Below are 19967 nucleotides of genomic sequence, written 5' to 3'. Positions count from 1 at the left end.
ATTCCGAATGTTAAGAGGCAATCCATGAGCGAACATATCCATTACATCAGTGACGACTCTTTCGAGCAGGAAGTTCTGCAATCGCAGATTCCCGTGCTGGTCGACTACTGGGCGGACTGGTGCGGACCATGCAAGATGATTGCCCCGATTCTGGATGAAGTGGCGCAGGAATACGCAGGCAAGATCAAGATCGCCAAGCTCAACATCGACGAAAACCAGGCCACGCCGCCCAAGTTCGGCATCCGCGGCATCCCGACCCTGATGATTTTCAAGAACGGCAACGTGGAAGCCACCAAGGTGGGCGCGCTGTCCAAGTCACAGCTCACCGCTTTTATTGACAGCAACATCTAAAGCCGTTACGCTCAATCTTAATAACTCCTTTCGACTGGCAAGCGCTTAGCTTGCCAGCTCAGGTTTCACCAGTCTCTATCTTTCTTTCCCGCAAGTCATCCTAGAAGCGCTCTATTGCCATGCATTTATCCGAGTTAAAGCAACAACACGTCTCCGAACTGGTCGAGATGGCCATCGCCAATGAAATCGATGGCGCCAGCCGACTGCGCAAGCAGGACCTGATCTTCGCCCTGCTCAAGAATCAGGCAAAAAAAGGCGAAAGCATCTTCGGTGATGGCACGCTGGAAGTACTGCAGGACGGCTTCGGCTTCCTGCGCTCGCCCGACACCTCGTACCTGGCTGGACCGGACGACATCTACGTCAGCCCCTCGCAGATTCGCCGCTTCAACCTGCACACCGGCGATACCATCCAGGGCGAGATCCGCACCCCCAAGGAAGGCGAACGCTACTTCGCGCTGGTCAAGGTGGACAAGGTCAACAGCGAGCCGCCGGAAAATTCCAAGCACAAGATCCTGTTCGAGAACCTGACTCCGCTGTTCCCCACCCAGCCGCTGATCCTGGAACGCGACATCAAGGCGGAAGAAAACATCACCGGCCGCGTCATCGACATGGTCGCGCCCATCGGCAAGGGCCAGCGCGGCCTGCTGGTAGCCAGCCCGAAGAGCGGCAAGACCGTGATGCTGCAGCACATTGCCCACGCCATCGCCACCAATCACCCCGACGTCATCATGATCGTGCTGCTCATCGACGAGCGCCCCGAGGAAGTGACGGAAATGACGCGTACCGTGCGCGGCGAAGTAGTCGCTTCCACCTTCGACGAACCTGCCACGCGCCACGTCCAGGTCGCCGAAATGGTGCTGGAAAAAGCCAAACGCCTGGTGGAGCACAAGAAGGACGTGGTCATCCTGCTCGACTCCATCACTCGCCTGGCGCGCGCCTACAACACCGTGGTCCCCGCCTCCGGCAAGGTCCTCACCGGCGGCGTCGACGCCAACGCCCTGCAGCGCCCCAAGCGCTTCTTCGGCGCAGCGCGCAATATCGAGGAAGGCGGCAGCCTGACCATCATCGCCACCGCTCTGGTGGACACCGGCTCGCGCATGGACGACGTGATCTACGAAGAGTTCAAGGGCACCGGCAACATGGAAATCCACCTTGATCGCAAGATGGCGGAAAAACGCCTCTACCCGGCGATCAACGTCAACCGCTCCGGCACCCGCCGCGAAGAACTGCTCATCAAGGCCGACGTGCTGCAGAAAATCTGGGTCCTGCGCAAATTGCTCTACCCGATGGACGACCTGGACGCGATGGAATTCCTGCTCGACAAGATCAAGGCCACCAAGAGCAACGCGGACTTCTTCGACTCGATGCGCAGAGGCTAAGCCGCCTCATTTCTGGGCATCACGCCGCCTTGGCGCCCGGCGTGCGATTGCCCAGCACGGTAAAGTGCACCCTCACCCATTCCTCGCTGCTGTCCACGACTTCGGCTAGGCGCACGTGGAAGACGTTGTTGCGGTAGTGCATGTCCAGCAGGCGTCCTTCGCGGAAATCCGCGCTCTGCAGGATCAGGCTGCTGTTGATGTCACGTTGATACAGCTTGGGTAGAAAGAGCGCCTTGATGACGCCCTCGCCGCCGTCCGCTTCGGTCAGCTCCACCTGCTTGGGGGCGTCGCTCAGACGCTCGACCCCCAGTGCCGGCATGCCTGACTCGGAATCCCTTTTCCAGCGCACCACGCCGATTTCCCACGCCCCGTCATGGCCGGAAGGCTTGACCAGGACCAGCTTGCCTTCCTGCGCCCGTTCCGTCGGACGCGCCTCCACCAGGCCGTAGCCGCCCTCACTTTCGTCCTGAACCGACCAGTGTTCGAAGGGGATTTTATGCCCCGGGCGCGCTTCTTCCGGTTGCAGGCAGGAATAGATGGCACCGACGCCGCAGGCCATTTCCACCATGCGGTCCTCCACCGGGGCGCGGCATTGGCGCCGTGCCGCCTCGGGGCGTATCCAGTAGCGCGCGACGTAATCCAGCAGGTCGATGCAGTCGGGCAAAACGCATTCGTCGCCCAGTTCCACATGCTCGCTCCAGTTCCCATCCGTCAGGCCGGTGCGCGATTTGCGGATTTGCAGGTAGAGATCGACCATGCTCCAGCAACGCAGGTCGGGACCGTGCATTTCCTCCAGCAGCTTGCGCGCGCCTACCCCGGTAGAAAGGTCGACGCAGTGCATGTGCGTTTCCGGGTCGCAATCCTGCTCCAGCGGGACCAGATGCGACCAGTGATCGAGCCAGTGGTCCACCATTTCGATCTGGTCGGGCGGCAGGGTCATGGGCTTGATCATGTCGAGCAGCAGGATCTGCATGTATTCGTTGCAGCAGGTGGTGAGCCGCTTGCTGTTGAGTTCCACTTCGGTGGTGGCCAGACGGGCGTTTTCGCACATCAGGTAGTACTTGTGCAGGCGCTTCCACATCACAGGCTGCACCGGCTCCTGGTGAAAGTAGCCCCACTTGATGCCCTGGGCGTAGTAATGCAGCGTGCGGGCGGCGATGGTGGGGAGGTAACGGGTGAATTCGCTCTTGCCGCGTTGCGCCACGATTTCGTGGATAAAGAGCTGGTAGCTGTGGGCGAGCCGGGAAAACAGGGTCGTCATGCTCTTCCACAGGACGTCCTCGCCACGCTTGAGCTCGTTCTGGTGCTGAAAATACGTTTCGCCGAGCTTTTTCTGGAATGCCTGACTGGTTTCGTCGACGTGCCTCAGCACCTTGAGACGCTCCCGAGTCAGGGGTTCCTGACTTTTCAGGAAGCCGGAAAGCGCATCGATGACTTGCTTCTGCGCCTCGTATTCGTCGTGCCCGCGCAGGTCCTGCAGCCACGCGTCCGCGGTCTTCGCGCTGGTGAGAAAGCCCGAAGGTTTGGTGCGGAACAGGGCAAGCAGATCGAACATGTGAACCAATTGAATAAATGAACGTGTTGTCGAGCATATTTCATGCCGTCATCCTGCGCAACCTTTATCCAGAGCGAAAAAAAGGCGCCGCAGCGCCTTTTTTCGACTCCGGGAGGCGCCGAACTTAGCTGCCTTGGTCGCGCAGGGTGATGTCGAACTGCGGCCCAACCAGAACTTTCTGCAAGCCTAATTTCTTGCCCAGATTCAGCACCAGCGGGCCATTTATATTTGCTGAGATACCGCCACCGGCCTCATCCTTAGCTGTATTTGCTCCCATGGGCATATAGACCATCAGCGCCACTGCCAAGTCGCTTGGCTCCACTGACTGCAACAGGTCGGTTTCTTCGTCCGACAGGACAAACTCGTAGTTGATGCCGAATTGGGCGGGGTTAACAACGGAAAAAGTGACTGCGGGGTCATCGAGGGATTGCAGAAAAAAAACCACGGGAGCGTCTTTTTCCACGTTGTGCAGCAACTTGAAGCGGGTGCAGTTTTCCAATCCGAGCAAACCGCGGGGAAATGTCAGAATGGTTTCCGGATTGACTTCCAGCTCACCGAAACGAATCGTATTGGCTTTCATGTGCGGACTCCTTTTATAAAGTTTTCGAGTAACGCGGCTTGATTTCAACCGATTGCTGGCGCAAATATGCATCGAAGGGCATGGCGATATTGCGCAGGAAAATGCGCCCGGTTTCAGTCACCTTGATTACGCCTGGTTCCAGGCACACTAGGCCATCGGCAGCCAGTTCCTGAAGCTCCGGCAGAGCGTCGGCGAAGAAAGTGTCGAAATCAATTTCCCACTCTACACCAAATTTGGCCTTGTCAAGCTCCAGATCGCACATGATATTGCTGATGGCCTCGCGCCGGATTTTGTCGTCGCGTGAAATGCGCAAGCCGCGTTCCGTGGCGAGTCCACCGCTACCGATGCGGCGCTGGTACTCAGCGAGGTTCTTGGCGTTCTGCACGTAAACGTCTTCCGTCTGGCTGATGGCCGAAACGCCAAAGGCGTAGATATCGCAATTCCGGTTGGTGGTGTAGCCCTGGAAGTTACGGTAGAGGGTCTTGGCTTTCTGGGCCTTGACGATCTCGTCGTCGGCCTTGGCGAAATGGTCCATGCCGATGTAGACATAGCCTTCTGCCGCCAGCCGCTCCATGATGAGCTTCTGCAGTGCGAGCTTGGTGGTCAGATCGGGCAGATCGCTTTCCAGGATCAATTTCTGGTGTTTCTTCATCCACGGCACGTGCGCGTAGTTGAACACGGCCAGGCGGTCGGGTCCGAGTTCGACGATCTTGTCCAGGGTGGGCGTGAAGCTTTCCACGCTCTGGTGCGGCAGGCCGACCATCAGGTCGATATTGATGCTCTCGAAACCGGCTTCGCGCAGCCAGTTAAAAACCTGGCGAATCAGCGCCTCGGGCTGCACGCGGTTAACGGCCTTTTGCACCGTTTCATCGAGATCCTGCACCCCCATGCTGACGCGGTTGAAGCCCGACTCGGCCAGCGCGGCGATATGTTCCCGGCTCAACTCGCGCGGGTCGAGTTCGCAGCTGATCTCGGCGTCCGGGGCAATGTTGAAACGCGAAGCGAGGTGTTGGAACAGGCGCCGGATGTCGGCCGGCTTGAGGAAAGTTGGCGTGCCGCCGCCCCAATGCACCTGCTTCGCCTGGCGATCGGGCGCAGTCAGCGCCGCGACCCGGTCGATTTCCTGGAACAGGTAGCCGAGGTAGGTGTCGGCCTTGCTGTAATCATGCGTCGCCACCATGTTGCAGCCGCAGTAGTAGCACAAGGTATCGCAAAATGGCACATGGACGTAAAGCGACAAATCGCGGCCGAGCCCCTGAGTGGTGTTGATCTCGCCCAGCCATTCCTTTTCGCCGAAGGCTTCGGTGAAATAGGGGGCAGTAGGATAAGAGGTATAGCGTGGCCCGGCCTTGCTGTATTTTTCGAGAAGGGAGATTGCGAGTTCCATGAATAGAAGCACCAAATAACGTTGGGAGATTATACGCTTCCGGCCGGATTTTGATGAAAAAACACCCGGGCTTGAGTTACACTCATCCGACGATTATCAACTCCTGAATCAAACGCATGAGCAATGCTGCAATCCCGTCCACCATCGGACGTTTCAAGGTATTAAGAGTACTCGGCGAAGGCGCCCAGAGCGTGGTCTATCTCGCCGAAGACCCGCACCTGCAACGCGAAGTGGCGATCAAGACGGTGCACCTCGCCGGCGGGGAAGACCATCTCAAACGCACGCGGGCGCTGATCGACGAAGCACGCACCGTGAGCAAGCTGCAGCACCCCAATATCGTGCCGATTTTCGAGGCCGGCGAACACGAGGGCAACCCCTACCTGGTGTTCGAATATGTTCAGGGCAGCGACCTCTCCCTCCTCATCAAACGCGAAGGTGCCTTGGCCTCGCAACGCGCCGTGGAACTGGCCATCCAGATTCTCGATGCCGTGGCCTACGCGCACCAGCACAACATCATCCACCGCGACCTCAAGCCGTCCAACATCCTGATCAACGCCGAAGGCGTGCCGCGCGTAATGGATTTCGGCATCGCCACGCGCATTTCCGAAAAGGCCGGCGCGGAGCAGGAGCTGATGCTGTTCGGCACCCCGGGCTACATGGCGCCGGAATACATTACCGACAAGGAAATCGGCCCCAAGCTGGATATATTCGCCAGCGGCATGATTCTGCACCAGATGCTGACCGGCAAGCCTGCGGTACAAGGCCGCGATCCGCGCGACACGCTGCGCCTCATCGTCGATGAACCGATCGCCCCGCCATCGGCACGCAACAGCCAGGTGGACGAAAAGCTCGACGATATCGTGCTCAAGGCGCTGGCCAAAGACCCCATGAGCCGTTACGACTCGGCACAGGAAATGAAAGCGGCGCTACAGACTTACCTCAATCCAGAAACCGATCCCATTGCCGCCACCACCAACCAGGGAACGTTGGATTTCCTGTTGCGCCGCATGCGCCACAAGAGCGATTTCCCCGCGCTGGCGGAGTCCATCAGCGCCATCAACCGCATCACCTCCTCGGAGATGGAAAGCGTCACGCAGCTTTCCAATGCCATCCTCAAGGACGTGGCGCTCACCAGCAAACTGCTGAAAGTGGTCAACGCCGCCTATTATTCGCAGTGCGGCGGCGGCGCCATCAGCACGGTGTCGCGCTCGGTGGTGATCTTGGGTTTCGACGCGGTGCGCAACCTCGCGCTTACCCTGATGCTGTTCGACCACCTGCAGAACAAGGAGCACGCCGCCCAGCTCAAGGACGAGTTCGTGCGCTCGCTGTACAGCGGCATCATCGCCAAGGGACTGGCCAATAAAGTCGGCATCCGCAACTCCGAAGAAGGCTTCATCTGCGCACTTTTCCACAATCTTGGCAAATTGCTGTGCATGTTCTACCTGCTGGAAGAGGTGGAAGAAGTAAACAAGCTCGCTCAGCAAAAAAAGATGAGCGAAGAAAATGCCTCGATCACGGTCCTCGGCATGTCGTACCAGGATATAGGGATCGGCGTTGCCAAGGCGTGGAATTTTCCCGAGCAGATTTCCCACAGCATGCGCAGCCTGCCGCCTGGCGACAGGGTCAAAAGGCCGGCTACGGACCTTGATCGCCTCAACACGCTATCGGCTTTTTCGCATGAAATCTGCCGCATGGCCACTCACGAAGAGAGCAGCGAAAGAACCAAGGAACTGTTGCGCCTCACGCAACGCTTCGGCTCCGCGCTGGAAATCGGCGAAAAAGCCATCCTCGCCACTGCGGAAAGTGCCGCGCTGGATTTCGCCAAGTTCGTCAGCACGCTGCAGCTCGATCTGCGCCAGAGCAAGCTCGGGAAACAACTAATCAAGGGCACCACCCGTGCAGAAGCCGCTCCTGCGACGATGGCAACAGCCAGCGGCATGACGGATGCCATCCTCGGCGAGGACGGCACGCTAATCGGAGACGACGACCAGACGCGCACGATCGAGCTCCCCCCGGGAAGAATGCACGAGAATGCCCAGGGCATCCTTACCCAGGGCATTCAGGACATCAGCAATTCGCTGGTGGAAGGACGCTCGCTCAACGACATCATGCGCATGATCATGGAAACCATGTACACCAGCATCGGTTTCTCCCGCGTGCTGCTGTGCATCAAGGACGCGCGCCAGAACATGATGTCGGCACGCTCCGGCTTCGGGCCGGACACCACGGAGGTCATTAAACACTTCAAGTTCTCCATGGCGTTCTCGCCGGATGTTTTTCATGTCAGCATGAAAAACAACGTCGACATCATCATCGAAGACATCGACGACCCAAAAATCCAGACCCGCATCCCGGCCTGGTATCGCCAATCTGTCCCGGCACATACTTTCGTGCTGTTCCCGATCGTGCTCAAGAACAACCCGGTTGCGCTGATTTACGCCGACAAACCCAAAGCCGGGGACATCAAGCTGCCGGAGCAGGAACTGGGACTATTGCGCGTGCTGCGCAATCAGGCGCTGCTGGCGATCAAGACACAGGCGTAAAAAAAGGCGCCGAGGCGCCTTTTTTTACGTTTACCCTAACCTTAGCCGGTAATGCGCCGCTTATATTCCGCGGTACGGGTATCGATCTCGATCTTGTCGCCAATTTCGACGAAAGCCGCGACCGGCAGTTCAAAGCCGGTGCCGATCTTGGCCGTCTTCATTACCTTGCCGGAAGTGTCGCCGCGTGCCACCGGTTCGGTGTAGATCACTTCGCGAACCACGGTGGTGGGCAGTTCCACGGAAATGGCCTTGCCGTTGTAGAACACCACCTCGCACTGCATGCCGTCTTCCAGGTAGTTGAGCGAGTCGCCCATGTTTTCGGCTTCAACTTCGTACTGGTTGTAGTCGGCGTCCATGAACACGTACATCGGGTCGGCGAAATAGGAATAGGTCACTTCCTTGCGCTCCAGCGACACCACCTCGAACTTATCGTCCGCGCGGAACACGCTCTCGCCGGGAGAACCGGAAAGCAGGTTCTTGTATTTCATCTTGACCACGGACGCATTGCGGCCGGATTTTGTGTATTCGGCCTTCAGCACGACCATGGGGTCGCTTCCGATCATGAAGACGTTGCCTGCGCGAAGTTCCTGTGCGGTTTTCATAATACTTTCGTCCTACGCTAAAAATGGTGATGCGGAAAAATCCGTAATTATATCTTTTTCCAACAAAATTGCACCAGATTTGCCGCAAGATCGCCATGCATTATCTGTGCATCCGCCCAGCGTTGTGCATGCTGCTCCAGCACCTCGCGCCATTGCCAGAAAGCAGGCCACGCTTCGCCCGCCCCGTCGCCGCGGCTCCAGGCCTCCCACAGACCGCGCAAGGCGGCGGCCGCATCGCCCGGCAAAGCGGCGCAATAGCGGTCCAGAAAGGCATTCAATTTGACCCAGTGCGCCCCTTCGTTCTGCGGGTAGATGTGCCAGACGAAAGGCCGCACCGCCCACTGGCCGCGCACGAAGGAGTCCTCGCCGCGCACGAAATTGCAGTCGCACGCCCACAGCAGGTAGTCGTAACGCTCCTGCTCCAGGAACGGCAGCACGTGCACGGCGAGACTGCCGCGCTGCAACAACTCGCCCCGGGCCAGTTCGCGTCGCCCGAAATAAGCGGCCACACCGGCCACCATGCGGCCCTCCGGCACCAGGCAGGTCACGGGGAAAACGCCACTGGCCCAGGCCTCGAGCAGTCCCTGCAGGGCAGGATTTTCGTAGCCGAACAGGGACACGCGACACTCCGTGGCTTCAGGCTGCGGCAAGCCGATGGATTGCCAGAACCGGGCAAGCTGCTCGGGATCGCTCTGGAATGCCTGACGTCGCTCCAGCAGCCCGCTTTCCGCCAGCAATCCGCCGGTAGCGGATGAAAATCCGGGGAAAAAGAAGTATTTGGTCAACGGCAGGCGGGGATGGGGCGAGGGCAAACCATGGCAGCCCTCGACCCAGATCTCCGCACTGAGATATTCCAGGTTGACCCACACCGGCCTGCACGCCGCATCCGCCATCGCCGCGACATAGCCTGCGGGAAGCTCGCAGCCGAAAGCCTCGATCACCACATCGGCGGGCGCCACGGCGGGAAATGACGCTTCCCAGCGCCGCACCACAACGCGGCGCGCAGTCTGCTCACTCAGGTCGGGATTGATTTCAGGACAGATGGTTTGCAGGCTGGCAAGGTCGTCCACCCACAGACGCACTTCAATATCATGTTCGGCGGCAAGCTGGCGTGCGAGGCGCCAGCACACGCCGATATCGCCAAAGTTGTCCACCACGGCACAGAAAATGTCCCATTTCCGGCCGTGCTGGGTCAAATAGCTTTTTCCAGCTCTTCGTCAAACGCCAGATGCACGGCATCGCCGTCCATGTCCACCGTGACATGGCCGCCGTTGGCGAGCCGCCCGAACAGCAGTTCGTCCGCCAGCGCGCGGCGGATGGTGTCCTGGATCAGGCGAGCCATCGGGCGCGCACCCATGAGCGGGTCGAATCCGCGCTTGGCGAGATAGTCCTTGAGTGCATCTGTGAAAGTCGCTTCAACTTTCTTCTCGTGCAGTTGCTCCTCCAGTTGCATGAGGAACTTGTCCACCACGCGCAGGATGACTTCATGGTCCAGGGCGCGGAAGGAAATCGTCGCATCCAGGCGGTTGCGGAACTCCGGCGTGAACAACCGCTTGATCTCGGCCATTTCGTCGCCGGCTTTCTGGCTCTGCGCGAAGCCGATGCTGCCCTTGGACAGATTCTCGGCGCCGGCATTGGTCGTCATGATGATGATGACGTTGCGGAAATCCGCCTTGCGGCCGTTGTTGTCGGTGAGCGTGCCGTGGTCCATGACCTGCAGCAGGATGTTGTAGATATCCGGGTGCGCCTTCTCGATCTCGTCCAGCAGCAGCACGCTGTAGGGGTGCTTGGTGATCTGCTCGGTCATCAGGCCGCCCTGCTCGAAACCCACATATCCCGGCGGCGCGCCGATCAGGCGCGACACCGCATGGCGCTCCATGTATTCGGACATGTCGAAACGGATCAGTTCGATGCCCATCACATAAGCCAGCTGCCGCGCCACTTCGGTCTTGCCCACGCCGGTCGGGCCGGAAAAGAGGAACGAGCCGATCGGCTTGTTGGGACTGCCGAGCCCGCTGCGCGCCATCTTGATCGCCGACGCCAGGGCTTCGATCGCATTGTCCTGGCCGAACACCACCGCCTTGAGATCGCGTTCCAGTGTCTTCAGCGCCGAACGGTCGTCGCTGGAAACGCTCTTGGGCGGGATGCGCGCAATCTTGGCGATAATGTCCTCTATCTCCTTGATGGAAATGGTTTTCTTCTGCTTCGACTTGGGCAGCACGCGCTGCGCTGCGCCCGCTTCGTCGATGACATCGATCGCTTTGTCGGGCAGATGGCGGTCGTTGATGTAACGCGCAGAAAGCTCCGCCGCGGTGGTCAGGGCTGCCGCCGTGTATTTCACGCCGTGATGGGCCTCGAAACGCGACTTGAGGCCGCGCAGGATTTCCACCGTCTCTTCCACCGACGGCTCGGGCACGTCAATTTTCTGGAAGCGCCTCGACAGGGCGTGGTCCTTCTCGAAAATGCCGCGGTATTCGTTGTAGGTCGTCGCGCCGATGCACTTCAACTGGCCGGAGCTCAAAGCCGGCTTGAGCAGGTTGGACGCATCCAGCGTGCCGCCGGAGGCTGCGCCAGCACCGATCAGGGTGTGAATTTCGTCGATGAACAGGATCGCATTCGGATCGTCGGTCAGTTGCTTGAGCACCGCTTTGAGGCGCTGCTCGAAATCACCGCGATACTTGGTACCGGCCAGCAAGGCCCCCATGTCGAGCGCATAGACCGTGCTTTTCGCCAGCACCTCCGGCACCTCGCCTTCCACGACGCGGCGCGCCAATCCTTCGGCAATGGCGGTCTTGCCCACGCCCGCCTCGCCCACCAGCAACGGATTGTTCTTGCGCCGGCGGCACAGGGTCTGCACCACGCGCTCCAGCTCGAGATCGCGACCGATCAGCGGGTCGATCTTGCCGGCCAAAGCCTGGTGGTTGAGGTTCTGGGTAAAACTGTCGAGCGCCGAGGCCGGCGTCGGCTCCTGTTCGTTTTCCTGTTCCGGCTCCTGGCGCGGAACGGCGCCTTCCTGCACCTTGCTGATACCGTGGGAAATGTAATTGACCACGTCGAGGCGGTTCACTCCCTGCTGCTGCAGGAAATACACGGCATGGGAGTCCTTTTCGCCGAACAGCGCCACCAGCACGTTGGCGCCGGTCACTTCTTTCTTGCCGGAGGATTGCACGTGCAGAATGGCGCGCTGAATCACGCGCTGAAAACCCAGGGTAGGCTGAGTGTCCACGTCGTCCGTACCCGCCACGGTGGGCGTATGCTCGGCCACGAAATCGGACAGTTGCTTGCGCAACTCGTCGATGTTCGCAGCACAGGCACGCAGCACCTGGGCCGCAGTCGGGTTGTCGAGCATGGCCAGCAGCAGGTGTTCCACGGAAATGAACTCGTGGCGCTTCTGGCGCGCCTCGATGAACGCCATATGTAAAGATACTTCCAGTTCCTGGGCAATCATTTCACGTTTCCTCCATCACGCATTGCAGCGGATGCTGATGCTCGTTGGCAAATGCCAACACCTGTTCCACCTTGGTTGCTGCTATATCGCGGGGATAGACGCCGCATAAACCGCGCCCCTCCCTATGAACTTTGAGCATGATTTGCGTCGCCTGTTCACGGTCCTTGGCAAAAAAGCGCTGCAGCACGATCACCACGAATTCCATTGGCGTGTAATCATCGTTAAGCAGGATCACCTTGAACAGCGAAGGCGGCTTCAGCTTGGCGCGCTGCCCCTCCAATACTGTGCTTTCACGATACTTGCCGGGCATATTCATCACACTCGATTAATAGTACCAATTGTGACGCTAATGACGAATTTTTCAAGGGCAAGAACTTATATTTGACACACCGTCGAATAATGCTTGACTTGCTGTCATATTGGACGTAAAAAGACGGCTATGTTTGGCTTCAAGTTTTCTGCAGTACCGGTTTTGCCGTTTGCGGTCTTGAATTTCAAGCATATTCATTGGGTTTGAGCCCGTAATTTTTTAAGGAAGCATGTAATGGCAACTGGTACCGTAAAATGGTTTAACGACGCTAAAGGTTTTGGCTTTATCACTCCTGATGATGGCAGCGAAGATTTGTTTGCGCATTTCTCCGCCATCCAGATGGGTGGTTTCAAGACCCTGAAAGAAGGCCAAAAGGTCCAATTCGAAGTGACCCAAGGTCCTAAGGGCAAACAAGCCTCTAACATTCAAGCTGCCTAATACAGCTTCAGAATGATCGAAGCCCGTGGTTTTCACCACGGGCTTTTTTACGCCCCCTGAAACCAGGGGGCGCACTCAGCAATACTTGATTTACATATTCTGAATCATCACGTCGCCGAAAGCAGAACAGGAAACCTGCGTCGCACCTTCCATCAGACGCGCGAAATCGTAGGTAACTTTCTTGCCGGCAATCGCGCCGTCCATGCCCTTGATAATCAGGTCTGCCGCTTCGATCCAGCCCATGTGGCGCAACATCATTTCGGCCGACAGAATAATCGAACCGGGATTGACGTAATCCTTGCCGGCATACTTCGGCGCCGTGCCGTGCGTGGCCTCGAACATCGCGATCGAGTCCGACAGGTTTGCCCCCGGCGCAATGCCGATGCCGCCCACCTCGGCGGCCAGCGCGTCGGAAATATAATCGCCGTTGAGATTCAGGGTGGCGATCACATCGTATTCTTCCGGACGCAACAGAATCTGTTGCAGGAAAGCATCGGCGATCACGTCCTTGATGACGATGCCCCCAAATTTATCACCCAGTTTCATCCACGGCCCGCCATCGATCAGTTCCGCGCCGAACTCGCGCGCAGCCAGTTCGTAGCCCCATTTCTTGAAGCCGCCCTCGGTGAACTTCATGATATTGCCCTTGTGCACCAGGGTCACCGACTTGCGCTGGTTGTCGATCGCATACTGGATCGCCCGGCGGATCAGGCGTTCGCTACCCTCGACGGATACCGGCTTGATGCCGATGGACGAACTCTCGGGGAAGCGGATCTTCTTGACGCCCATTTCCTGCTGCAGGAACGCGATCACTTTCTTCACTTCGGCAGAGCCTGCCTCCCACTCCACGCCGGCGTAGATGTCTTCGGTGTTTTCGCGGAAAATCACCATTTCCACCCGTTCCGGGTGCTTGACCGGGCTGGGCACGCCCTGGAAATAGCGCACCGGGCGCAGACAGACGTACAGATCGAGCATCTGGCGCAAGGCCACATTGAGCGAGCGGATGCCACCGGAAACCGGCGTGGTCAGCGGGCCCTTGATCGACACCACGTATTCGCGCACCGCCGCCACCGTTTCTTCCGGCAGCCAGGTGTCGGCGTCATAGACCTTGGTGGCCTTCTCGCCGGCATAGACTTCCATCCAGGCAATCTTGCGCTTGCCGCCGTAGGCCTTGTCCACGGCGGCGTCCACCACCTTGATCATGACCGGGGTAATGTCCACGCCGGTGCCGTCGCCCTCGATGAAGGGAACGATGGGGCAATCCGGGACATTCAGGGAAAAGTCGCTGTTGACCCGGATTTTTTCGCCTGTGGCAGGCACTTTGATGTGCTGATACATGTATTGCTCCTAATCGAAAAAACAGACAGGATTAACTCGATGAACGGGGAAAAGGAAACGCCCCTATAATCTCGTCAATCCTGCCCATTCTTGAAAACATGCTCATCCTGTTCAACAAACCCTACGGCGTGATCTGCCAGTTCAGCAGCGATGGCATGCACCCCACGCTCAAGGACTACGTGCAAATCCCCGGCGTCTACCCCGCCGGCAGGCTGGACACCGACAGCGAGGGACTGCTGATTTTAACTGATGATGGCGCCCTGCAACACAAAATCAGCCACCCCCGCCACAAGCAGGCCAAGACTTACTGGGTGCAGGTAGAGGGCAACCCCACGCCGGAAGCGCTGGCGCAGCTGCGCCGCGGCGTGAATCTGGGCGACTTTGTCAGCCAGCCCGCCAAAGCAAAAATAATCCCCGAACCGCCCGGCCTGTGGCCGCGCAATCCGCCAGTCCGCTTCCGCAAGGAAATCCCCACCAGCTGGATCGAGCTGATTATCCGTGAGGGCAAAAATCGTCAGGTACGGCGCATGACGGCCAAGGTCGGCTTCCCCACCCTGCGCCTGATCCGCTCTCGCATCGGCGAGTGGAGCGTTGAAGGACTGGCACCGGGCACGTGGCGAGAGATGACAACGGCAAAATAATAAAGCGAACCTGTCAACCGACGCCAAATCGATCGCGTTAAGGATTCAGCACCAATCAAAAGTGCTGCGCAAATTTAACTTTAATCAACAAGGAAAAACCATGAGCAAACTTTTGTCCGCCCTGATCGCCGCCGCTTTCGCTGCTGTTACCTTCTCCGCTGTTGCTGCTGACGCTGCTGCTCCTGCAGCCGCTCCTGCTGCTGAAGCACCTAAGGCTGAAGCTGCTGCTCCTGCCAAGAAAGCCGTCAAGAAGCACAAGAAAGCCAAAAAGGCTGCCAAAAAAGCAGAAGCTGCTGCTCCTGCCGCTGAAGCACCTGCTGCCAAGTAATCAGGCACTAGCGTAAAAAAGGCGGGATGCTATCCCGCCTTTTTTATTTCCATTTCGCGCTAGTTCAAGATAGCGCCACCTTCAGAATATCAATCAGCCCTCGGCGATCCGCTTCGCGATGTGGGCCAGCGCTTCGTCAACCTGGTCGACAAGAATCAAGCACAGATCCCCTGCTTCGAGATGAGCAAGCGCCGTATCGGTAGCCAGGAACTCGCCACGGATCTCCTCGATCACCTTGGTGCGCGACGCCTGTGCCAAGCCCTCCTGCAGCAGCGCCAACACCTCGCCGTCGGCACGACCGCGCTGGCATTGATCCTGGTACAAGATGACCTCATCGAAAGCATTGCCCAGTATCTGCGTCTGATGACGGATATCGATGTCACGACGATCGCCAGCGCCGCTGATCACGACGATCCGGCGCTTCGCCGGCATCTGGTCGATGGCGCGTACCAGCGCAAGAATGGCATCCGGGTTATGTCCATAATCAGCGATCAGGGTGGCACCGCGATACGCAAAAACGTTGAAGCGACCCGGCGCGGTCTGCGCATCGTTGACGAAGGTCGCGAGCCCGGCGCGGACAACATCCCAGTCAAGGCCCAGAGCCCAGACGGCAGCGATGGCAGCCATGGCATTCTCGACCTGGAACGCGATGGTGCCGTTGCGTGTAAGGGGAATGCCAGACAAGGGGAGGCGCTGTTCGAAATCGCCTTCCGCCAGCACGATCGCATCGCCCTCGGCATAAGCCACGCGCTGTCCGCGGGCGCGGTGCGTGGCTATGACCGGGTGCTGGCGGTCGAGCGCAAAGAACGTCACCGAGCCCGGGCAGGCACTGGCCATGCCAGCGGCCATCGGGTCGGCCGCATTGAGCACGGCAACACCGCCGGGAGCGACGTTCTCGACGATGACGCGCTTCACCACGGCGAGATCTTCGACCGTGCTGATGTAGCTGAGACCCAGGTGGTCTCCCGTGCCGATATTCGTGACCACTGCCACATCGCAGCGATCGAACGCGAGCCCCTCGCGCAGCACGCCGCCACGCGCGGTTTCCAGCACGGCCGCATCGACGTCGGGATGAAGCAGCACGGTGCGAGCGCTCTTGGGTCCACTGCAGTCGCCGGTATCGATGCGACCGCCTTCGATGTAAACCCCGTCGGAATTGGTCATCCCGACGCGCAGGCCGCTCTGGCCGAGCAGGTGGGCAATCAGCCGGACGGTCGTGGTTTTGCCGTTGGTTCCGGCCACAGCCACCACAGGAATGCGGCCGTCGTCGCTTGGGGCGAACATCGAGGAAACGATCGCCTCACCCACCGCGCGCGCCTTGCCGAACGAAGGGGCCAGATGCATGCGCAAGCCGGGCGCGGCGTTGACTTCTACGACCACCCCGCCCTGCTCTTCGAGCGACTGGTGCACGCAGTCGCACACCATGTCGACGCCGCAGATATCGAGCCCGATCATGCGCGCGGCGGCCACCGCACTCGCCGCCATCTCCGGGTGCACGTCGTCGGTGACATCGGTCGCCGAACCGCCGGTGCTCAGGTTCGCATTGTTGCGCAGGATCACCAGTTCACCGGCGGCGGGCACCGAGTCGGCCTTATAGGACTGCTTGGCAAGGGTCGCGAGTGCGATGTCGTCGAAGCGTATCTTGGTCAGGGAGGTTGCATGTCCCTCGCTGCGGTGTGGGTCTCTGTTTACCTGCTCGACCAGCTCGCGGATGGTATGAACGCCGTCGCCGATGACCTGGGGCGGATCGCGGCGCGCTGCTGCGATGACCTGCCCCCCCACCACCAGCAGGCGAAAATCGTTGCCCGGAACATATTGCTCGACGATGACCGACGAACTGTACTCGGCGGAAGCCGCATAAGCGGCCATGACCTGGTCGCGGGTCGCGATGTTCACGGCGACTCCCTTCCCCTGGTTGCCGGCCCGGGGCTTCACCACCACCGCGCCGCCGATTTCCTGAGCAGCAGCCCAGGCGTCGTCGACATCCGCCACCGGCCGACCGCGCGGCACCGGCACGCCTGCCGCATCGAGCAACTTTTTCGTCAACTCTTTATCCTGGGCGATCGCCTCGGCAATCGCACTGGTGCGCGCCGTCTCGGCGGCCTGGATGCGGCGCTGCCGGCTACCCCAGCCGAACTGCACCAGGCTGCCCTTGGTCAGGCGCCGACAGGGTATCGCGCGCGCCACCGCGGCCTGGACGATAGCGCCCGTGCTGGGACCCAGGCGCACATCCTCGTCGAGCTCGCGCAAACGCGCCAGCGCGTCGACCAGATCGAACGGCTTATCCTCCGCTGCAGCATTGCAAAGCGCTTCGGCGAGTTCGAGCGCGAGCCGGCCGACTTCTTCTTCACTGTATTCGACGACGGCCTGATACACGCCCTTTTCGAGCGTCCTTGCCGTACGGCTGAATGTCACCGGGCATCCCGCATGCGCCTGAAGACCGAGCGCCGCGAGCTCGAGCGCATGCGCCATGGAGACCGCTTCCTCGTGTCCTGCTGTCTGCAGTGCGCCGATCTCCGGGAAGCGCGCGCGTAGCCTGGATTCGAAGCCGGGTATGCCGCCGATCGAGCATTCTTCCTCGGTGCAGGACACAATCGCCTCGATGGCGGTGCGCCGACTCCACAGATTGGGGCCGCGCAGCGCCCGGATACGTGATACTTGCATGAATTGTTCCCCGTTATAACCCGGCCGTCTACGCGGCCGTGCTAATGATTTCCTTGCCTGCGGCGCCAGCCTGGTCCAGCCCGTAAGTCTGGATGCCGGCACGAATCAGATCATGGGATATGCCCAACGCCCATGCCGCCCCGACCGCAGCCAGAATATTCCCGACATCCTGCCCGGCACTCGCGAGGGGAATGGCCGCCAGCTCGGCCAGCGCAAATTCGTCCCGACCCGTGGCCAGCACCATGCGCCCATCGCGCACGAATACCGCACGTTTGCCCGATGCGCGGTGTTCGACGATAGCGGGAACTTGCGCATCCGAACCGAAGAAAATCACGTCGCCATCGCATAAAGGCGCCATTTTCGCCACCATGGGATCGTCGGCGTTGAGCACTGCGGCTCCGTCGGGGAGCACCACGTCGACCAGCGTGCGCAGCACGTTGAACATCTGCTCGGCGGTTTCGATGTAGAACTCGCGCAACTGGGCGGCCGGGTCGAGGTTGGTGACCACCGCCACCTGACAGCGGTCGTAGGCAAGCCCCTCGCTCAGGATGGTGCGGCTGCCGCTCTCGAAAACCGCGGCATCGACCGCGCGGTTAATGAGTATCTTGTGCGCCGCGCCCCAGGTGGCGCGATCGCCTTGCTCGACCAGGCGTTGGTCGAGATAAAGCCCGTCGCTGCTGGCGAGCCCGACATGTCGTCCGCTCAAGTTGAGCAGCCGCGCCACAAGCCGCGCGACCATGGTTTTTCCATGTGTGCCAGTGACGCCGACGATGGGGAAACGACCGTTCTCATCCGCAGCGAAAAGGCTGTCGACGATCGCGCGGCCGATCGGACGCGGCTCTCCGGAAGCAGGCTTGAGATGCATGAGCAGGCCAGGTCCGGCATTGATCTCGACGATCGCGCCGCCCTGCTCTGCCAGCGGGCGCGTAATATCTTCGGCGACCAGGTCGACTCCCGCGATATCCAGCCCGATGATCCGGGCGGCAAGCGAGACGGTTGCGGCGACGCTGGGATGGACCAGGTCGGTGACGTCGAAGGCGACGTTGCCGTTGCGCTGGATCAGCACATCCTTGCCCTGCGGCGGAACCGAGTCGGGCGTATAGCCTTGGCGCGTAATTTCCAGCCGGACCGCGGCATCGTCTTCGACGCGCACCACGTTGAGCGGGTAGTCCTCGGTGGTGCCGCGCCGCGGGTCGGTGTTGATCTGGCTGTCGATCAGCTCGACGATGGTCGAGCGCCCGTCGCCCAGCACGGTCGCCGACTCGCCGCGCGCTGCAGCTGCCACCCGCCCGGCCACGACCAGCAGACGGTGCTCGTTGCCATGGATGAAACGCTCGACGATCACTTCGCTACCCTCGGCGTCGGCCAGCACGTAGGCGGCCTCGACCTCCTCGCGCGTCATCAGCTCGGTCGACACGCCGCGCCCGTGGTTGCCGTCGCTCGGCTTGACGACTACCGGAACGCCAATGTCTTCAGCGGCTTCCCAGGCATCCGCCGGGCTGTCAGCCACGCGCCCCTCGGGCACCGGCACGCCGCAGGACTGCAGCAGACTCTTGGTCAGATCCTTGTCGCTCGCGATGCCCTCGGCAATGGCGCTGGTCTGATCGGTCTCCGCCGTCCAGATGCGGCGCTGGCGGGCGCCATAGCCCAGCTGCACCAGGTTGCCTTCGGTGAGACGGATCGACGGGATTTTACGTTCCGTGGCCGCATCGACGATGCACGCCGTGCTCGGCCCCAGCAGGCAATCATCGGCCAGGTCGCGCAGATGCGCGATGGTGGCGGGCACGTCGAAAGGGCGATCCTCGATCGCCGCCATCACCAGGTCGCGTGCGGCGTGCAGGCAGGCACGGCTGACTTCTTCGTGCCGTGCCCGCACCACGACCTTGTACACGCCGCGCGTGGAAGTCTCGCGCGCCTTGCCGAAACCGGTCTGCATGCCGGCCTGATTCTGCAACTCGATGGTGACATGTTCGAGGATGTGGCCGGCCCAGGTCCCCTCGCGCAAACGCAGCAGGAACCCGCCTTTTTCACCTACGCCGCAACGGTGCTCGCTCAGCGCCGGCAGCCATGACGACAGACGTTCGTAAAAACCGGGAATGGTGTTGGAAGGGGAATCTTCCAAGGCGCCGATATCGACCCACACTTCCAGAACCGGGCGATACGTCCAGATGTTCGGCCCGCGCAGAGACATGATCCTGAGGAACTTCATGCCATTCTTTTCCATAATTATTTTAAGATTGAGGATGTCGCAGGCAATTAAAACACAAAACGACTTTAGAGCCATTTTAACGCTAGTAGCAGCTATCGGTTTACTTCCAGCGGTAAAAATATCGTCACAATTGGCCGATGCTGTACGCCCGCTTCCAAGGCAAGTAAACTGCGCCTCTGCATATTCAGCGAAGA

16 protein-coding genes are annotated in these 19967 nt (G+C 59.9%); 6 read left to right on the top strand and 10 right to left on the bottom strand.

Annotated features, from left to right (window positions below):
* The first annotated feature begins 24 nt into the window (after positions 1 to 24).
* Both trxA and rho read left to right on the top strand, forming a co-directional pair.
* Positions 25 to 351, top strand: a complete 327-nt coding sequence (trxA, locus tag SKTS_RS06290) for a thioredoxin TrxA (RefSeq protein ID WP_173061904.1) — start codon at positions 25 to 27, stop codon at positions 349 to 351.
* Between the two features lie 119 nt (positions 352 to 470).
* The gene (rho, locus tag SKTS_RS06285) at positions 471 to 1730 is read left to right on the top strand and encodes a transcription termination factor Rho (protein WP_173061899.1); all 1260 of its coding nucleotides are present in this window, start codon (positions 471 to 473) and stop codon (positions 1728 to 1730) included.
* Positions 1731 to 1749: 19 nt separating this feature from the next.
* Here rho and SKTS_RS06280 read toward each other — a convergent pair whose 3' ends face one another.
* The 3 genes from SKTS_RS06280 to hemN all read right to left on the bottom strand — a co-directional run bounded on the left by SKTS_RS06280 (position 1750) and on the right by hemN (position 5252).
* Positions 1750 to 3285 carry a hypothetical protein gene (locus SKTS_RS06280; protein WP_173061896.1) on the bottom strand — a complete coding sequence of 512 codons (1536 nt, stop codon included), beginning with the start codon at positions 3283 to 3285 and terminating at the stop codon, positions 1750 to 1752.
* 124 nt (positions 3286 to 3409) lie between these two features.
* A complete protein-coding gene (fliW, locus tag SKTS_RS06275; RefSeq protein WP_173061893.1) occupies positions 3410 to 3865 on the bottom strand; it encodes a flagellar assembly protein FliW in 456 nt (151 codons plus the stop codon).
* A 13-nt stretch (positions 3866 to 3878) separates the two neighbouring features.
* Positions 3879 to 5252, bottom strand: a complete 1374-nt coding sequence (gene hemN, locus SKTS_RS06270; RefSeq protein ID WP_173061888.1) for an oxygen-independent coproporphyrinogen III oxidase — start codon at positions 5250 to 5252, stop codon at positions 3879 to 3881.
* 116 nt (positions 5253 to 5368) lie between these two features.
* Here hemN and SKTS_RS06265 point away from each other — a divergent pair, with 116 nt between their 5' ends.
* Complete coding sequence (locus tag SKTS_RS06265; RefSeq protein WP_198420437.1) at positions 5369 to 7795, top strand: serine/threonine protein kinase; 2427 nt, start codon at positions 5369 to 5371, stop codon at positions 7793 to 7795.
* Between the two features lie 41 nt (positions 7796 to 7836).
* Here the strand turns inward: SKTS_RS06265 and efp are convergent, their stop codons facing one another.
* The 4 genes from efp to clpS are packed head-to-tail and all read right to left on the bottom strand — an operon-like array spanning position 7837 to position 12155.
* Positions 7837 to 8397, bottom strand: a complete 561-nt coding sequence (gene efp / locus SKTS_RS06260; RefSeq protein WP_173061885.1) for an elongation factor P — start codon at positions 8395 to 8397, stop codon at positions 7837 to 7839.
* A 47-nt stretch (positions 8398 to 8444) separates the two neighbouring features.
* Positions 8445 to 9593 (bottom strand): elongation factor P maturation arginine rhamnosyltransferase EarP, encoded by a 1149-nt coding sequence (gene earP, locus SKTS_RS06255; RefSeq protein ID WP_173061881.1) that lies wholly within the window; start codon positions 9591 to 9593, stop codon positions 8445 to 8447.
* Positions 9590 to 11845 carry an ATP-dependent Clp protease ATP-binding subunit ClpA gene (clpA, locus tag SKTS_RS06250; protein ID WP_173061878.1) on the bottom strand — a complete coding sequence of 752 codons (2256 nt, stop codon included), beginning with the start codon at positions 11843 to 11845 and terminating at the stop codon, positions 9590 to 9592. Before clpA ends, earP begins: the two co-directional genes overlap by 4 nt.
* Before the next feature lies 1 nt (position 11846).
* Positions 11847 to 12155, bottom strand: coding sequence for an ATP-dependent Clp protease adapter ClpS (gene clpS / locus SKTS_RS06245; protein ID WP_173068997.1), 309 nt, complete (start codon positions 12153 to 12155; stop codon positions 11847 to 11849).
* Between the two features lie 234 nt (positions 12156 to 12389).
* On the opposite strand from clpS, the gene cspE reads away from it, so the two are divergent.
* Complete coding sequence (gene cspE / locus SKTS_RS06240) at positions 12390 to 12593, top strand: transcription antiterminator/RNA stability regulator CspE (protein ID WP_173061875.1); 204 nt, start codon at positions 12390 to 12392, stop codon at positions 12591 to 12593.
* A 90-nt stretch (positions 12594 to 12683) separates the two neighbouring features.
* Here cspE and icd read toward each other — a convergent pair whose 3' ends face one another.
* Positions 12684 to 13931 (bottom strand): NADP-dependent isocitrate dehydrogenase, encoded by a 1248-nt coding sequence (icd, locus tag SKTS_RS06235; RefSeq protein ID WP_173061871.1) that lies wholly within the window; start codon positions 13929 to 13931, stop codon positions 12684 to 12686.
* Between the two features lie 98 nt (positions 13932 to 14029).
* On the opposite strand from icd, the gene SKTS_RS06230 reads away from it, so the two are divergent.
* Both SKTS_RS06230 and SKTS_RS06225 read left to right on the top strand, forming a co-directional pair.
* A complete protein-coding gene (locus SKTS_RS06230; protein WP_173061868.1) occupies positions 14030 to 14572 on the top strand; it encodes an rRNA large subunit pseudouridine synthase E in 543 nt (180 codons plus the stop codon).
* A 61-nt stretch (positions 14573 to 14633) separates the two neighbouring features.
* Positions 14634 to 14900, top strand: coding sequence for a hypothetical protein (locus tag SKTS_RS06225; RefSeq protein WP_188200237.1), 267 nt, complete (start codon positions 14634 to 14636; stop codon positions 14898 to 14900).
* 93 nt (positions 14901 to 14993) lie between these two features.
* Here the strand turns inward: SKTS_RS06225 and cphA are convergent, their stop codons facing one another.
* Positions 14994 to 17564, bottom strand: a complete 2571-nt coding sequence (gene cphA, locus SKTS_RS06220) for a cyanophycin synthetase (RefSeq protein ID WP_173061865.1) — start codon at positions 17562 to 17564, stop codon at positions 14994 to 14996.
* Between the two features lie 28 nt (positions 17565 to 17592).
* Positions 17593 to 19788, bottom strand: coding sequence for a cyanophycin synthetase (locus SKTS_RS06215; RefSeq protein ID WP_173061862.1), 2196 nt, complete (start codon positions 19786 to 19788; stop codon positions 17593 to 17595).
* Positions 19789 to 19967: the final 179 nt, after the last annotated feature.

It is taken from the genome of Sulfurimicrobium lacus (assembly GCF_011764585.1).
GTDB classification, from domain to species: domain Bacteria; phylum Pseudomonadota; class Gammaproteobacteria; order Burkholderiales; family Sulfuricellaceae; genus Sulfurimicrobium; species Sulfurimicrobium lacus.
This window is presented reverse-complemented; position numbering and strand designations above follow the sequence as displayed.

Bases quoted from the DNA above. Each gene is read 5' to 3' on its own strand.
- SKTS_RS06280 (WP_173061896.1), bottom strand. From the start codon at position 3,285: ATGTTCGATCTGCTTGCCCTGTTCCGCACCAAACCTTCGGGCTTTCTC.
- trxA (WP_173061904.1), top strand. From the start codon at position 25: ATGAGCGAACATATCCATTACATCAGTGACGACTCTTTCGAGCAGGAA.
- SKTS_RS06215 (WP_173061862.1), bottom strand. From the start codon at position 19,788: ATGGAAAAGAATGGCATGAAGTTCCTCAGGATCATGTCTCTGCGCGGG.
- SKTS_RS06265 (WP_198420437.1), top strand. From the start codon at position 5,369: ATGAGCAATGCTGCAATCCCGTCCACCATCGGACGTTTCAAGGTATTA.
- icd (WP_173061871.1), bottom strand. From the start codon at position 13,931: ATGTATCAGCACATCAAAGTGCCTGCCACAGGCGAAAAAATCCGGGTC.
- cspE (WP_173061875.1), top strand. From the start codon at position 12,390: ATGGCAACTGGTACCGTAAAATGGTTTAACGACGCTAAAGGTTTTGGC.
- hemN (WP_173061888.1), bottom strand. From the start codon at position 5,252: ATGGAACTCGCAATCTCCCTTCTCGAAAAATACAGCAAGGCCGGGCCA.
- SKTS_RS06230 (WP_173061868.1), top strand. From the start codon at position 14,030: ATGCTCATCCTGTTCAACAAACCCTACGGCGTGATCTGCCAGTTCAGC.
- efp (WP_173061885.1), bottom strand. From the start codon at position 8,397: ATGAAAACCGCACAGGAACTTCGCGCAGGCAACGTCTTCATGATCGGA.
- fliW (WP_173061893.1), bottom strand. From the start codon at position 3,865: ATGAAAGCCAATACGATTCGTTTCGGTGAGCTGGAAGTCAATCCGGAA.
- cphA (WP_173061865.1), bottom strand. From the start codon at position 17,564: ATGCAAGTATCACGTATCCGGGCGCTGCGCGGCCCCAATCTGTGGAGT.
- rho (WP_173061899.1), top strand. From the start codon at position 471: ATGCATTTATCCGAGTTAAAGCAACAACACGTCTCCGAACTGGTCGAG.
- clpA (WP_173061878.1), bottom strand. From the start codon at position 11,845: ATGATTGCCCAGGAACTGGAAGTATCTTTACATATGGCGTTCATCGAG.
- clpS (WP_173068997.1), bottom strand. From the start codon at position 12,155: ATGCCCGGCAAGTATCGTGAAAGCACAGTATTGGAGGGGCAGCGCGCC.